13 protein-coding genes and 1 pseudogene are annotated in these 14,771 nt (G+C 40.6%); 5 read left to right on the forward strand and 9 right to left on the reverse strand.

Annotation, left to right across the window (positions count from 1 at the left end; translation table 11 throughout):
* Window positions 1-115 precede the first annotated feature (115 nt).
* The 4 genes from cxpE to FTU65_RS03880 all read left to right on the forward strand — a co-directional run bounded on the left by cxpE (window position 116) and on the right by FTU65_RS03880 (window position 6,425).
* Window positions 116-1,333 (forward strand): chloramphenicol efflux transporter CxpE, encoded by a 1,218-nt coding sequence (gene cxpE, locus FTU65_RS03865; protein WP_180040181.1) that lies wholly within the window; start codon window positions 116-118, stop codon window positions 1,331-1,333.
* A gap of 18 nt (window positions 1,334-1,351) precedes the next feature.
* The gene (gene hda / locus FTU65_RS03870; RefSeq protein WP_078190380.1) at window positions 1,352-2,056 is read left to right on the forward strand and encodes a DnaA regulatory inactivator Hda; all 705 of its coding nucleotides are present in this window, start codon (window positions 1,352-1,354) and stop codon (window positions 2,054-2,056) included.
* Window positions 2,057-2,174: 118 nt separating this feature from the next.
* Window positions 2,175-3,986, forward strand: a complete 1,812-nt coding sequence (gene rbtA, locus FTU65_RS03875) for a rhombotarget A (protein ID WP_180065014.1) — start codon at window positions 2,175-2,177, stop codon at window positions 3,984-3,986.
* 24 nt (window positions 3,987-4,010) lie between these two features.
* On the forward strand, window positions 4,011-6,425 hold the full coding sequence (locus tag FTU65_RS03880; RefSeq protein WP_180066399.1) for a CSLREA domain-containing protein: 2,415 nt from the start codon (window positions 4,011-4,013) through the stop codon (window positions 6,423-6,425).
* Between the two features lie 88 nt (window positions 6,426-6,513).
* On the opposite strand, the gene FTU65_RS03885 is transcribed toward FTU65_RS03880, so the two are convergent.
* The 5 genes from FTU65_RS03885 to FTU65_RS03905 form a co-directional block, all read right to left on the reverse strand.
* On the reverse strand, window positions 6,514-6,918 hold the full coding sequence (locus FTU65_RS03885; RefSeq protein ID WP_078190378.1) for a DUF3106 domain-containing protein: 405 nt from the start codon (window positions 6,916-6,918) through the stop codon (window positions 6,514-6,516).
* Window positions 6,908-7,228, reverse strand: a complete 321-nt coding sequence (locus FTU65_RS03890) for a hypothetical protein (RefSeq protein WP_078190377.1) — start codon at window positions 7,226-7,228, stop codon at window positions 6,908-6,910. The genes FTU65_RS03885 and FTU65_RS03890 overlap by 11 nt, the downstream gene beginning before the upstream one ends.
* A complete protein-coding gene (locus FTU65_RS03895; RefSeq protein ID WP_111883945.1) occupies window positions 7,225-7,839 on the reverse strand; it encodes an RNA polymerase sigma factor in 615 nt (204 codons plus the stop codon). Before FTU65_RS03895 ends, FTU65_RS03890 begins: the two co-directional genes overlap by 4 nt.
* A 160-nt stretch (window positions 7,840-7,999) precedes the next feature.
* On the reverse strand, window positions 8,000-8,776 hold the full coding sequence (locus FTU65_RS03900; RefSeq protein WP_168378063.1) for an RNA methyltransferase: 777 nt from the start codon (window positions 8,774-8,776) through the stop codon (window positions 8,000-8,002).
* 52 nt (window positions 8,777-8,828) lie between these two features.
* Complete coding sequence (locus FTU65_RS03905; RefSeq protein ID WP_078192041.1) at window positions 8,829-9,803, reverse strand: class 1 fructose-bisphosphatase; 975 nt, start codon at window positions 9,801-9,803, stop codon at window positions 8,829-8,831.
* Window positions 9,804-9,987: 184 nt separating this feature from the next.
* Here FTU65_RS03905 and FTU65_RS03910 point away from each other — a divergent pair, with 184 nt between their 5' ends.
* Window positions 9,988-10,185, forward strand: a complete 198-nt coding sequence (locus FTU65_RS03910) for an NF038105 family protein (protein WP_078190373.1) — start codon at window positions 9,988-9,990, stop codon at window positions 10,183-10,185.
* A gap of 234 nt (window positions 10,186-10,419) precedes the next feature.
* Here FTU65_RS03910 and pal read toward each other — a convergent pair whose 3' ends face one another.
* The 4 genes and pseudogenes from pal to tolA all read right to left on the reverse strand — a co-directional run bounded on the left by pal (window position 10,420) and on the right by tolA (window position 14,771).
* Entirely contained in the window at window positions 10,420-10,989 is a 570-nt protein-coding gene (gene pal / locus FTU65_RS03915) for a peptidoglycan-associated lipoprotein Pal (RefSeq protein WP_168378062.1), read from the reverse strand.
* Between the two features lie 68 nt (window positions 10,990-11,057).
* On the reverse strand, window positions 11,058-12,341 hold the full coding sequence (tolB, locus tag FTU65_RS03920; protein WP_171319182.1) for a Tol-Pal system beta propeller repeat protein TolB: 1,284 nt from the start codon (window positions 12,339-12,341) through the stop codon (window positions 11,058-11,060).
* 553 nt (window positions 12,342-12,894) lie between these two features.
* Window positions 12,895-13,200, reverse strand: a pseudogene (locus tag FTU65_RS03925) (cell envelope integrity protein TolA); the annotation flags it as partial.
* Window positions 13,201-13,478: 278 nt separating this feature from the next.
* Window positions 13,479-14,771 carry a cell envelope integrity protein TolA gene (tolA, locus tag FTU65_RS03930; RefSeq protein WP_180009967.1) on the reverse strand — a complete coding sequence of 431 codons (1,293 nt, stop codon included), beginning with the start codon at window positions 14,769-14,771 and terminating at the stop codon, window positions 13,479-13,481.

The following is a 14,771-nucleotide window of genomic DNA, read 5'->3' on the forward strand; positions in this document are numbered from 1 at the left end:
CGCGGGGATTATAACCTGAATATGCAAAACTCTTATGCTATTTCGCACTAAAATGTTATCTTTATTAAAATATTTTCCTTTCTATAACGATTACATTGAAAAAAGGTGACTTTATATGGGTGATCGCACCTTGCGCCGAATATTTATTCTTGCTGGGATAGCATTGATCATATGGGTTTTATACTTATTAAAGCCTGTAGTTGTTCCTTTTATCGGCGCATTTCTAATTGCATATTTATTTAGCCCTTTAGTCGATAAATTACATAATATTGGCTTGCCGCGCTGGTTATCTATCAGTTTGGTCTTTATTGGAATTGGTGTCGCTATATTCCTTGCAATGTGGTTCCTCGTACCACTGGTATGGGAACAGTTGATGTATGCGAAAAACAATATTCCAAGCAATATTCATTGGGTCAACTATACATTCCTGCCGTGGTTATCAGAGACATTTAATCTTGTACCGATGGAAATTGATACAGAGCAAATGTCAGCAGCGATCATGGAGTATATTCAAACCAACTATAGTGCAGACAGTATCCAAGCCATGTTGTTAAAAGTGGCACAATCGGGTCTGAATTTCATACAGATTGGTGGCACGATTGTCTTAATTCCAATCATAGCTTTCTATTTCCTATTAGACTGGGAACGTATGTTAGAAAACATGCGTCGTCTTATTCCACGCAAATACGAAAAAAGCACATTAACCATCGTAGGCGAATGTCATGAAGTTCTTGGCGCATTTGTAAAAGGCCAGTTCTTGGTGATGTTCTTATTGGGCGTTGTATATGCGGTTGGACTTCAATTAGTCGGTATTGAGGTTGGTATCATCATTGGGATGATTGCGGGTCTAGCCAGTATTATTCCGTATTTGGGTTTTGCGGTTGGTATTATTTCGGCAATTGTGGCTTGCTTGTTCCAATTCGGTTTGGATTGGGTGCATTTAGCCTTAGTTTTAGTTGTCTTCATGGTGGGACAGGCGATAGAAGGCTATATCCTACAGCCGTTCTTACTGGGTGACAAAATTGGTTTGTCTCCAGTAGCCGTGGTTTTTGCAGTACTTGCAGGCGCACAATTGGCAGGACTGCTCGGAATGCTCATTGCATTACCAGTCGCAGCGATTATTGTGGTGTTATTACGTCATGCGCGTGAAAATTATGAGAAAAGTAATTTATACCGAAATGATGTACTCGTGGTGAATGATGCTGAAATTGGCACATTAAGCGTAGAAACCGATCAAATTGCTGTCGATATCGAGCTCAAAAATCAGTCTGCAAATTCGCTGCAAGATCCTGAAATTTCGAGTAACATTGAACGATCAGAACATAAAGATTGATAAGGCCAAAATATAGATATGCGTCAATTGCAGTTAGATATAGAACCTCAGCTCGATGCCCGAATTAGTGATTTTTCTGGGCCGAGTTGGGGACATGTAATCGATGGTGTACGTCAATTACATGCAGGATTAATGAATCGTTTCTATATCTATGGCGGAGCTGGCACAGGAAAAAGCCATTTACTGTCTGCAATATGTGATTCTTATTTAGAAATTGGCAAATCAGCAATTCAAGTTTCATTGCTTGAACTGCTCGATGCGCCCACTGAAGCGATTACTTCACTAGATCGCTATGACTTGGTGGCTTTAGATGATATTGAAGCCATCAGTGGAGTTCCACATTGGCAAAAAGCTGTTTTTCACCTGATTAATTATAATAACGAAGAAGGTGGTCAATTGGTCTTTTCATCTCGGCTGGCGCCCATTGAACTCAAACTTGAACTGCCAGATTTACAGTCTCGATTAACTCAGGCTGTCAGTGTAAAAGTACCAAATGGTAGTTTATACGCAGACCGACAAGCACTCGTAAACTCTGTTTTGGCGCGACGTGGCATCCATATGGATCAACAAATTGTAGATTATTTGTTGGCACATGGGCCGCATCAGGCATCCATTTTACTTAGATCTTTAGAACAACTGATTCAGATGTTAAAAGGTGAAAAAGTCAAATTGAGTCATGCCAATTTAAGACAAATTTTTGCCCTAATTGATGAATATCGGTAAGTAATAAAAATTCTTGAGTAATTACTCAAGCTGTGACAAAGTACATAAAAATATTTTAATGTTGCAAGGATTGTGCAACTTAAGAATAAAAAGATAAAAAATATTTAAGGAGATGGATATGCTCAAACAGAGCATAGGTATTGGCATGCTTCTCATGGCAGGTCATGCATTTAGCGCAGAAATTATCGTTACAACTACTGAAGATGTTGTAAAGGATGACAAGGAATGTTCACTTCGTGAAGCCATAGAATATATCAATAATGGTATGCCAGAAGCCGGATATAATGGTTGCGGGGGTAAAGACGCCTATGCCTCAATTTCTCTGAAGAAAAATGAAGTTTATAAACTCACTAAAAAAATTGATATTAAAGCGGAATTGAACCTGAAAACGGTGTATGACAGTAACGTCAATGAAGATGTCGTACTCGGTCTTAATAATGCCGTCATTGAAATGACCGGTAAGGATCAAATTTTTAATATTAATGACGGCGAAAAAGAACTAATTGCGATCAATTTTAAAGAAATTTCATTTAAAGGATGTAAGCAAGATCAATGCGCTGATAAGGGCGGCATCATTTTTAATAATGAAAAACTCACACTTGAAAATGTAAAGTTTGAAGATGGCTATGCACGACTTGGTGGTGCAATCTACAATGTTGGATTTTCAGAAGATGGCGCAGCTGTAGCCAGCCGTCTATATATACGAACCACGATTTTTCAAAACAACAAAGCGGTAGATGGTGGCGCAATTTACTCAGAAGCACCTGCTTATGAAATCTATACATCTTTATTTAAAAATAATGAAAGCACTTCTGCTCGAGCGATTGTTTACAATCAAAATGGGCTCGCAGACATCAGCAAGTTGGTGCTCAGTAACCCTCAAAATATCATTGCCAATAGTACCTTTTTCAAAAACAAAGGTTTTGCTGTCAACTTACGTGATGGTTTAGCACTCAATAATATTACAGTACTGAAGAACAGTGGTGGTATCGAACTAAATAGTACCTCTGAGCATGCTTATTTAGCCAATAGTGTGGTGATTGGTAATGCGCTCAGTGGTACCGCTCAAGATTGTAAAGTCGTGAACTCAGGAACAGACCAATCTGTTTTTTATAACAACTTAGTGGCTGCGAGTTGTCCTGTTGGGCCTGCTGCAAATTTAAATGATGTATGGTCTGGGACGAGTTTAATTGCGGGTGAAGATGAAGGTAGCTGTAAAACCTTAACAGAAGATCGTAATGCACTTTTCTGTCCATTTACCACAGCAAATAATGCATTTATTGGTTATTTACGTCCTCGTATTTTATTAGATTACGAAACGATTTTCTCAAGCCCGATATTAAATAAGGGGAAGACCACAGCAGATGGCAATGAGCATCATGTGTATTGTGAGTCTTCTGATCAGCGTGGAAAAAATCGTAATTTGGATGATGTTTGGTGTGATCGTGGGGCTATCGAAATTGTGGTTCCTGTGAGCATGCCTCGCTTAGGTAAAGACATACGTACAGGTGAAGTGGCGAAGTTTAATATCTTAGATGCTTTAGGTGACAGTGATTTAATTCCAAAAGAAGAATGTTCAAAAGTGATGGGTATGGCAAATTCAACGGGTGAGCCATGGCAAGATGGTTGCCCAATAATTGTACAAAGCACCGAATCTAAAGGTAAATTTACACTGAATTTGAATGGTGATTTTGAATACACGCCAAATGGAAATTGGCATGGCGCAGATATTTTTGAATTGCGTGTGGTGACGTCTTCAACCCGTTTTAATACTTCGGCAAAAAATTATTTAGCTGCAGAAGTGCGTATTTTCCAAGAACCAAACAATGAAATGGAAAGTAAAACCGTTAAAACTTCGGGTGGTGCTCTAGGCTGGGCGAGTATTTTTGCGCTGCTTGGCTTAGTTGGATTTCGTCGCTTTAAAAAATAGTCTGGATAGAATTAAGGACAGCACATGAAAAATTATAAAAAAGGATTGCTGGCGGTCATGGTCCTTGCGGCTATGTCATCTATGGCAGCGACAAGTAACATCATCAAAGTTACGACCTTTGATGATGAAAATGGTGAAAATCTCAATCAATGTTCTTTACGTGAAGCGATTGAAACTGCACGTAAAAACAAATCTTTTGGTGGATGTAATGTCGGTAATCCAAATAATGGGCAGACCGATTATATTCAACTTGAAGCAGGTGAATATCTTCTGACCAAAGGTGAGTTAGTTCCGCTCAATCAGATCGTGATTGAGGGGAAAAGTCGCTTTAACTATGATTCAAAAAATTTACTGACGCAGAAATTTCCTGCCTATGAAGATATTAGAACGACGATTAATGCCCAAGGCAAATCGCGTATTTTTAATACTTCACGCTCAGAAGCCAACTTTATCGTCAATAATGTACGCCTTACTGGCGGGATGGCAGAAGATCGAGGTGGTGCCTTGTATTTAGGGGGAGCATTTACCTTAAATAATGGTGCAATTGAAAACTCTCAAGCCAAAGTTGCTGGCGGTGCAATCTACTCCGTTGCACATAATATGTCGAAAAAAACATTATTGGTGAGCAGTTTAGTTCAGGGCAACATCGCACCTAAAGGTAGTGTTGTTGCTATGGACTGTATCGGGAACTTGGGGGATACCCAGCCTGAAATTGTGTTCCAGCAAAGCAGTATTATTCAAAATGGTTCATCGACGAGCAATAGTGTGATGGACTTCTGTGGTAATGCCAAAGTTGAACTAACAGCAAACACGATTGCAAAAAACCAAGCAAATCCAAGTACGGGTAGTATTATCCGTGCTATTTCTCAGGGAACGGAACGTTTAAGTGCTTTTTCTAGCTTCGTTTTAACCAGTAATACAATAGTCGAGAACAATGCGGCTAGTACCTATTATTATGATAACAATGGTACAAAGGCTTGGTATTTCAATGTATTGGCCTACAATACTGGTGGGAAATCTTGTCGCTATCTCAATAATGCTGTACCTGATAATGGTCAAAAATTTGTTGCAAGTAATAATGCATTTGAACTGGCAGCCGCACAGTGTTATTTACCCGAAAGTGTACTGAATAGTACGGAAAGCTTTCTGCAAAACCATGATGTAAGTAGCTATGCTATGGGGACTTTATTAAGCGACCTACAAACAAAATCTGCTTATAACTTGTATTTACCTTTGTATTACCCGAAAGCAATCGGCAGTGGTTTTGACTTGATCAATCTTGGCCTAGACGGCTGTAGTGATGCGGATCAACGGGGCATTTTGCGGATCACAGATGGTACTTTACAGTTATCACCTACGCAAAGAAACACATGTGATATTGGTTCGGTTGAGTTAATGAATTTAACCGCAGCAGATATGGCAGATATTACCAATGAGTCTTTAACAGCTCTGCAAGATAAGTATCAAAATACAATTGATGCTTTGAAAAAGGATATCGACGATCCAGATTATGCAGAATATAAAGTTGCCAATCAGGATGATTTAACAAAGTACGAAGCGGTATTCAGTGCATTAAAAAATAACCTTAAATATCGTGCGGTTTATTTTGATCCGTTCCCGGCATCATTACCTCAAGAAGAGTCTGTGAATGGAAGTGCTGAAACACGACAAATTGCCTTAAATGCTGAAAACTACAGCGTGACGACTTCACCAATCGGCATTGGTAGTGAAATTACGGTGTCTAGTACAGGCCAAGCAAGTATTGTGGGTAATCCACCACATGACCTACACTGTGATTGGGATGCGGGAATAAAACAAATCGTTATTTATCGCACCAGTGGGGCAACAACAGCACCTACCGAATACGGTTTTTGTAAATATACGCTAAAACAAAAGACAGGGAGTCAGGCGGAATCCTCTGGTGTAGTACGTGTGGCCTTTAAAAATATGACCCCAGTGGCCAAAGCTGCCCAATACACAATTAGTCCGTCAAATAATTTGTCTGTTACAGTCAATAATTTATTAGAAAATGCTAATGATGATGGTGATGGTCCAGTTGCATCTATGCCAGCGGGTAAATCGGTATGGCATAAAAATGAAGAAGGCCAAATTATTCCAATTCGTTTTACGAAAATCCCAGCAGGTTTAAACTTTGAAGCTGAGTATAGTGGTAGCTGTCCAGCAAGTTATTTAAAGGAAACCTGCTACGGTGGCAAAATCACCTTCTCTGTAAAAAATGGCTTTAGTCAGTTTGACTATCCTGTTGAATATAGCGTTATCGATAGTGACGGCATTGCATCAAGTAATGCAATTCTGACTCTTAAGAATACAGCGAAAAATACCAACTCTTCTTCTAGCGGCGGTGGCTCAATGGGAGTATTTGGACTGTTGGCATTGATTGGTTTGGGTGTGTATCGTCAGCGTAGGTTGAGCAAGTAAGACAATAAAAAAAGCCTCGATAAGAGGCTTATTTTATGGCTTAACCAATGTAATGGATTTGATTTTCACAACATACTGTTGTTTTTAATTAGTGAACGACAGCGATAGGCTGTAAATATTTATTGATATACTCATCGCGAATAGCAGGTCGTTCATCAGGACTAGCTTTTTGCATACGTGTCGCGAGTTCTTTACGTTCTAAAGTACTCATTTTTTGCCATGTTTCGCGCATACGCTGCTTTTCACTGTCCGGAAGTTGGGTGAACCAATCCATGCGCTGTTGCAAGCTGACACGTTGATCTGCAGGAATCTCTTTGAGTGCCTGATACTTTTTAATTAAAGCCTGTTGTTCTGCTTCAGATAGCGAATCCCAAGTTTCATTAACTTGAGTATCTGCATCTTTTGAAAAAATCCAAAAGCGATCAAAGCCAGCAAAACTGGTTTGCAAAAAACTAAAAGCACAGAATGCAATTGCTAATTTTTTAGCTGCCATGTGGAACTTTGTCCTCACCCAGAACCATCAACATTTCAAGATCTTCCACCATTTGAGGGGAGAGCTTAGGGGTTGAAATCACCTGATTTTGTGGTTTGTCATCCAGTACAGTCGCATTCGGTAAAATGACAAAACCTGCAATTGCTGCTGCAAGTGCAAAGCCAGACATTTTCCAGAAACCATAACGAGAAGTTTCGCGCTGATGAATATCTTCAAGCACGTTATTCATGACAGTTGCTTTGTCTTTATGGTGCTGTGCGAGTCCATCAAGTTTGGAAGTTACTTGCTTTAAGAAATCATCTTGTTTCATTCGGATGATCCTCCCATATGTGGATTCAAATGTGCCAAAGCGGTACGTAAACCTTGAATGGCACGGTGGTAATGTGTTTTCACACTGCCTTCGGAACAATTCATAATTTCTGCAGTTGTATGCGTATCAAAGCCTTCCCAAGCTCGCAACATAAATGCTTGTTGCTGGCGGACTGGAAGTTCTGCGATAGCATCTTGTATTTCCTCTGCAGTGACAGCCTGATCCAGAAAGTCGAAAGGGTTTGGTGTAGATTCATCTACCACATCCTGTATTTCGACATCGTCGTCATCTAGGCTGACTTTTCTAAATAGGGAAAACGGCTGCGAACGACGTGCTTCCTTTCGACGCCAATCTTGCAGCTTATTATTTAAAATGGTGTAAAACAGGGGATACCATTCCTCTGTGGACTTTTCAGCATAAGCTTTATGTAAGGAAATAAAGGCTTCTTGCACCAAGTCCATGGCAATGCCATGTTGACCGTGCGTTGCACTTTCCATCATTACTAAAGCACGCCCCGTCACTTCATTCATGAAGTTTTTCAGGCGAGACTCAGCCGTGCTTTTTAAAACACTGCTGTCTTGCGTCTCGGACTTTTTGGGTGCTAAATCCATAGAGATGGAAAATCCTGTCATCGGATACCCACCATTATTTCCATATTCATATACAAATAACGATGGAAATAACGGTTAGGTTGACAAAAAGAATTATTATTTTTTCTAGTGTAGTCTATTTTTTTCAGGCTTAAGCGCTAAATACAATAAAATAACGATTTTACTGACGCTGACGTACCATTTCAAAAAAACAGATCGAGCCAGCAATGGCTACGTTTAGTGATTCTTGACCACCCGGTTGAGGAATCGCTACGGCTTCTGCATGTTGTAATGCATACTCAGAAACACCTTGACCTTCATTGCCTAAAATCCACACACATTGTTTGCGCAAATTTTTGCTATATAGGTTTTCAGACTGATGTGAGCTTGTTGCATACACTGGAATTTTGAATTTCGTCAAAATATCTTCAAGGGCAATATTTTCAAAGGTATTTAATGAAAAATGTGCGCCCATACCTGCGCGTAATACACGCGGTGACCAGAGTGATGCAGAGCCTTTGGTACAAACGACTTGCTCAATACCCGCCGCGGCAGCAGAACGGAGTAGGGTACCTACATTACCGGGGTCTTGAATATTGTCTAAAATTAAGGTGTCTTCACTGAAGTTAAGCGCTTCACTTGAACTTGGTAAATCCACAATTGCTAAGCAAGCAATCGATGTTCCAAGTGTACTGATATCTTTGTATAAAGATTCACTTAGAATGAACACCGCACCTTGATATTGTTCCGCAAAGCGGTCGAAATCGGCATGGTTAATTGCTTGTTCAGTGGTGAAAATCGATTTGATTGGACGTTTTGAGTCTAACCATGACAACACCAAGTGTGTGCCTTCCAAAACAGTTTGACCTTGTTTTTTACGGTAGGCATTTTGTTCAATTAAGCCACGGAGGTGCTTAATTTTCGGGTTGTCTTTTGATTCGAGATAAATCAGAGCCATGAGGGAGATATCCACGAAAGTCAGCAAAAATACTGACTTTCGTTATAAGAAATTAATTATGGTATGACGTAACTAGGTCAACTTCGTTTTTAGAACCAATAATCACAGGAACACGTTGATGAAGTTCTGTTGGTTGGATGTCTAGAATGCGGACACGGCCTGTTGTAGAAGCACCGCCAGCTTGTTCCATCAACATACTCATCGGGTTTGCTTCGTACATTAAACGTAGACGGCCTGCTTTTTTCGGATCTTTGAAGTCGTATGGATACATGAAGATACCGCTACGGCAAAGAATACGATGAATGTCACCCACCATACATGCGACCCAACGCATATTGAAGTCTTTTTCACGCGGGCCAGTTTTACCTGCAAGCAGTTCGTCGATATAACGTTTAACAGGTTCTTCCCAGTGACGTTGGTTTGATGCATTAATTGCATATTCTTTAGTATCTGCTGCAACCGCAATCGCATCTTTAGTTAATAAGAATTCTTTGCTTTCTGGATCAAAAGTAAAGAAGACTACGCCAGCACCGACAGTTAGAGCCATCATTGTTGATGGGCCATACAGTACATAACCTGCAGCCGCTTGGTTAACACCCGCTTGCATGAAATCTTCAGCTTGCGTTACCGCATTTTTTGCAGGAAGAATTGAGAAAATTGTGCCAACACACATGTTGATATCGATGTTGCTTGAACCATCTAATGGGTCGAACAAGACAAGATAATCGCCATTTTCTTGAGCTGGCGTGAATTCATCTAATTCTTCAGATGCCAGACCGCCGACATGTGGATGAACTTTTAATGCATCGATGAGGTAATCATTTGAAATGACATCAAGTTTCTTTTGTTCTTCACCTTGAACGTTTTCGTGTTGCGCGCTACCCAATACACCAGCCAAAGCACCTTTTTGTAAAAGAAGGTCGATGTCTTTGCATGTATTACCAATTGTTTCAATAACTTGTGCTAATGCAGGAGTAAGATTACCACTTTGTTGTTGTAGAAATTGGGAAAGGGTGAGATTTGACATAACCGGAAAACTCCAAATATTAATTTATCAAAAATGATAAAAATGTGATTGTGCAACATTTTAGATGAGAACGAAGGAAAAGAAAAATTAAACTAGACTATTTGTCGTGATTTTACCCTTGCAAGTCCTGAATAACATGCTATGTTGAATCTAATGTATAAATCGAAAGACAGGGAGCACAACAATGACCACACAAAAATTTGATGCGACTCCGACTGCAACTGAGGGATTGAATTTAGACGATATTTCTGCGGATACCGTAAAAGCTGCTTGGAGCAGTTACGAAGCAAAAGCAGAGTATAAAAAGTTCAATAAACATGACCTCATTGAGTCGATGCAAACAGAAAAAGAAAATGCTGAACATCCAGAAGCAGAAGCATAATGATTTAGATTGTTAAGCTAATTTTCTAGTTGGTAAAGCTAAGGATCTCGTTTTTAAAGTCGTTCACTTGCATTTTCATTGGATATTTTCTTAAAGTTCTAAAGTCGCTAACTGAATTTATCCTGAGTTAAAGGGCTAAAATGAGTAAAAGCACAGAACGATGCAAATGAAACGATATAAATAAAAAAAGCACTCATCAATGAGTGCTTTTTTTAGCTCAGACTTATTCAAGTCTTATTTAAGTAGTGGAGGAACAGCTTCGTAGTTAATTTCTACACGGCGGTTTTCTTTCCATGCATTTTCATCATGACCCGCATTGATTGGCATTTCTTTACCATAGCTGACTGCTTCAAGCTGGTTAGGGCTTACACCTGTTGTAATCAGGAAGCTTTCAACAGCTTTGGCACGACGTTCACCAAGTGCCATGTTGTATTCACGAGTACCACGTTCATCGGTATGACCTGTTAAAGCAACGCGTGAGTTTGCATTAGCAACAAGGAACTGGGCATGAGCTTGAAGGGTTTGTAAGTCTTCATTGCTAAGCTCGGTACTGTCGTAGTCAAAGTGTACTACGCGCTTCGCTAAAAATGCTTTATTCGCTTCAGTTACACCTTTCGATGATGCACCCGCAAGGTTTTGTGCATTGAGTGCTGCATCTTCACTTAAACCTGAAGTGTTTACAGTGGTTGAGCCATTTGGGTTTTGTCCTGCTTGTACATCTGCTGCAGGTTTACGGCTGGCACAACCAGTCATTACTAATGCTGTAGCTAAAACAGGTAATGCAATCAGTTTCATCGCTTTCATATTGATCTCCATGACGGTTATTTATGATGTTTCATTAAAAAGTTATTGTTGAATAAATCATGCAGTGTTTATTTCGGTGCCCAAGCTGGTTCACGAACTTCACCTTGTTCACTTGGTAAGTTCATGCGGAAACGACCATCTAAAGACATGATCGAGAGCAAACCACGGTTTGCTTCACGTGTTGCATACACCACCATTTGACCATTTGGAGAGAAGCTTGGGGATTCATCTAAACTTGTTGGTGTTAAAATATTGGTTACACCAGAACCAATGTCTTGAACCGCAACTTTATAGTTACTACCGCTAGGACGATGTACCAAAGCTAATTTTTTACCGTCCGCACTTAACGTACCACGCGCGTTGAAAGCGCCACGGAAAGTTAAACGTTTTACACTTTCAGCACTTAAGTTGTAGGTGTAAATTTGTGGAGAGCCACCACGGTCAGAGGTAAAAATAAATGATTTACCGTCAGGTGCATAACGTGCTTCTGTATCAATCGCTGTGTCATTGGTCATGCGTTTTAATTGGCGAGTCTGTAAATCCATTTGATAGATTTCAGGATTGCCATGCATCGATGCGGTAAATAACATTGATTTACCATCAGGTGAGAAGCTTGGTGCACCATTCAGGCCACGGAAACTTGCTACTTTTTCACGGTTACCACTTGCTAAATCTTGGATGTAAATCGCAGGGCGTTTGGTTTCAAAAGAAACATAGGCTAGCTTTTTCGCATCAGGCGTCCACGCAGGGGACAGGATTGGATCACGTGAAGTCAAAATGGTACGGGGTTGTTCACCATCCGTATCTGCAATTTGTAGGGTATAGCGCTGATCTGGTGTTGCTGCATTACGCAATACATAGGCAATACGGCCGCTGAAGTCACCTGGAATACCCGTTAAAGCTTGATAGATTGCATCACTGATCATATGCGCTGCTTGACGATAACGTGAAGCAGGTACAGTGAGTAGTTCATTTAACAGGTATTGTTTTTTTTCAACATCATACAGTTGGTAGTGAATTTCATAAGAGCCATCAGCCGTTGTTTTTGATGTGCCTGTCACGACATAGGGTACGCCCGCAGCTTTCCATGCTTCTGCATTAGGTGAATTTATTGTTGCAGTTGCAGGTAAGTTTTTAGAGGCACTGGTAAATTTACCTGAGCGGTTCAAGTCATTTTCAACCACTGGATAAATATTTGAGTCATTACTAAAAGGCACGATCGCAATTTTAGGTGCTTCTTCAGGAGCTTTAGTGATTTCGAGGTGAAGCTGCGCATGCGTTTGAGTCACTAAAACTGGGCTCAAAGCAGTGAATACGGCTAAGCAAAGAAGATGTTTACGCGTCATTTCCATCATTCGCTAATTACTCTAAAAATGTGAGTTATTGTCTGTATTTGGTTGTGTCACATAATGGCATGATTTTGGGATATTAAAAGCATGAAAATATGACTGAACTGTTATAACACTGTGAAAAATGCAGAGATTTTATCCGAGTTTCGTCAAGTCTAGCTTAAAAATCATGAACACAACATCACATTTTGGAATGAAAATGATAATTCTTTAGTTATAAGATTCTATTTTTGAATCAAGTGTTTAGAAAATTTTAGTAATACTTGATGTTGCTGAGTCCCACATACACGGCGTTATATAGAACGAAGACAAGAATGGATCAATTAGTCGGGGCTAGAGCTTTATAAAAGCTCAAGTATTGAAACACACAGGTACAATCGATTGAGTATTCATTTTAGGAAAGGGTGGAACTGGGGGGATGGATGTAGAAGCTTAAAAATAAACATCATACCAGCGATGAAACTTGATCTATTGAAGATAAGAAAAAATGGGTATGGGGTGATTCATTGCTTAACCACAAAAAAATCCCCGCAAGCAATGCACGGATTTATCAAACTTAATTTGAAGATCTAAATGTAGAGGTAAAACTTTGTGCTTCACGTCTAGCATCTGGGTCGCTAGGCATCGGATATGGTGCAGCAGCACGAACTGCAGCCTCAATACTGGCTTTCATATCAGGATCACTGGAGCTTACGATGACAGCTTGGACAGCACCTGTTTCAGATAAAATCACGCGAGCAATGGCCGTTTTACCGCTAGAGCCAGGTGGTGTATCCCAAGCACGTTTGATTTTATGTTCAAAATCACGTTTAGCTGTTGAAGCGATTTTCTTGGCTTCCGTTTTTTTCTTTGCATCTTCTTCATTTAGAGCATGTGAAATGGGTTTAAGAGGCTTTTTTACGTCCTGTACTGATTTCTCAGGTTGAGTTGTTTTAGCATGATCCATCAGCAAAGCATTAAATTGTTCAGGTGGAATATGGTCAGGCATGGTCGAAGATGGGATGTAAATTGAACGATTTTCGGCGAATGATTGAGAGCCTAGGAGTGTTAGTGTCGAAAATAATAATAATGTTTTCATGTTATATAATTCAGTATATAAGTAAATGAAAAATCCCCACAAGGTTTGCAGGGATTTAAAAATTAACGTGATGACTTGAAGGTGGACGTAAAACTTTGAGCTTCACGTTTTGCATCTGGGTCACTCGGCATTGGGTATGGTGCAGCAGCTCGAACAGCAGCCTCAATACTGGCTTTCATATCAGGATCACTAGAGTTCACAATCACTGACCGAACTGAACCACTTTCCGTAAGGGTAACGCGAGCAGACGCCGTTTTACCCGCAGAGTCTGAAGGTGTATCCCACGCACGCTTAATCCTATTTTCAAAATCACGTTTTGCTGTTGAAGCAATTTTCTTCGCTTCAGCTTTTTTCTGTGCAGCTTCTTCAGCTGCTTTTTTTGCAGATGAAGCTTTGGCTTCTTCGGCTGCACGTTCGCGTGCTTCGGCATCGGCTTTAGTCTTTGCATCGGCCTTGGCTTTTGCATCGGCGTCTGCTTTACGTTTTGCAGCTTCTGCATTGGCCTTAGCTTTTGCATCAGCATCTGCTTTACGTTTTGCCGCATCTGCATTGGCCTTGGCTTTCGCATCAGCATCAGCTTTACGTTTTGCAGCTTCTGCATTGGCTTTAGCTTTGGCATCAGCATCAGCTTTACGTTTTGCAGCTTCCGCATTGGCTTTAGCTTTCGCGTCTGCATCTGCTTTACGTTTTGCAGCATCCGCATTGGCCTTGGCTTTTGCATCTGCATTGGCTTTTGCCGTTGCTGCAGCTTTGGCTTTGTCAGCTTCTGCTTTTCTTAAAGCATCGGCATGGATTTTTTCAGCCTTGGCTTTGGCATCAGCATCAGCTTTACGTTTTGCTGCTTCAGCATTGGCTTTCGCCGTAGCATCTGCTTTTGCCTTAGCTGCATCCGCTTTGGCTTCTTGTTGTGCTTTTAGTTTTGCAGCTTCAGCAGCTTTAGCTTGTTCTTGAGCACGTTTTGCATTGTCCGCAGCTTTTTGTTCAGCAAGCTGCTGTGCTTTTGCCGCAGCGAGTGCCTGTTGAGCAGCAATCTGTGGATCTGCCTTAGGTGGTTCTGCTGGCTTAGGTGGTGCAGCCGTTGGAATCTCGGGTGCCGGTTCAACGCTAGGTTCTGCTGTTTGCGTGATTTGTTCAGCTACATTTTCATGCGCGGTTTCATCAAACTCAGTGACTTCACGTGTTACAGGTTTTAAATCTTCCGGTTTTACCAAAACAGTGGTTATTTTTTTAGGGGGCTCAGGTGGTTTACTCATGCCAAGATAAAGTAAGCCAACCACAGCGACGATATGCACACCTAGTGTGAAACCAATCGCAACGGCTTTTTGTTTAAAAGGCGGCTTGTTGAAATCTTTCAT

The sequence above is a fragment of the Acinetobacter sp. YH12129 genome (genome assembly GCF_013418685.1).
Lineage (GTDB): Bacteria > Pseudomonadota > Gammaproteobacteria > Pseudomonadales > Moraxellaceae > Acinetobacter > Acinetobacter amyesii.

Excerpts from the sequence above, each read along its gene's own strand:
- FTU65_RS03905 (WP_078192041.1), bottom strand. The coding sequence starts at position 9,803 with ATGTCAAATCTCACCCTTTCCCAATTTCTACAACAACAAAGTGGTAAT.
- tolA (WP_180009967.1), bottom strand. The coding sequence starts at position 14,771 with ATGAAAGATTTCAACAAGCCGCCTTTTAAACAAAAAGCCGTTGCGATT.
- FTU65_RS03890 (WP_078190377.1), bottom strand. The coding sequence starts at position 7,228 with ATGAAACAAGATGATTTCTTAAAGCAAGTAACTTCCAAACTTGATGGA.
- pal (WP_168378062.1), bottom strand. The coding sequence starts at position 10,989 with ATGAAAGCGATGAAACTGATTGCATTACCTGTTTTAGCTACAGCATTA.
- tolB (WP_171319182.1), bottom strand. The coding sequence starts at position 12,341 with ATGGAAATGACGCGTAAACATCTTCTTTGCTTAGCCGTATTCACTGCT.
- FTU65_RS03885 (WP_078190378.1), bottom strand. The coding sequence starts at position 6,918 with ATGGCAGCTAAAAAATTAGCAATTGCATTCTGTGCTTTTAGTTTTTTG.
- FTU65_RS03910 (WP_078190373.1), top strand. The coding sequence starts at position 9,988 with ATGACCACACAAAAATTTGATGCGACTCCGACTGCAACTGAGGGATTG.
- rbtA (WP_180065014.1), top strand. The coding sequence starts at position 2,175 with ATGCTCAAACAGAGCATAGGTATTGGCATGCTTCTCATGGCAGGTCAT.
- cxpE (WP_180040181.1), top strand. The coding sequence starts at position 116 with ATGGGTGATCGCACCTTGCGCCGAATATTTATTCTTGCTGGGATAGCA.
- FTU65_RS03900 (WP_168378063.1), bottom strand. The coding sequence starts at position 8,776 with ATGGCTCTGATTTATCTCGAATCAAAAGACAACCCGAAAATTAAGCAC.
- hda (WP_078190380.1), top strand. The coding sequence starts at position 1,352 with ATGCGTCAATTGCAGTTAGATATAGAACCTCAGCTCGATGCCCGAATT.
- FTU65_RS03895 (WP_111883945.1), bottom strand. The coding sequence starts at position 7,839 with ATGGATTTAGCACCCAAAAAGTCCGAGACGCAAGACAGCAGTGTTTTA.
- FTU65_RS03880 (WP_180066399.1), top strand. The coding sequence starts at position 4,011 with ATGAAAAATTATAAAAAAGGATTGCTGGCGGTCATGGTCCTTGCGGCT.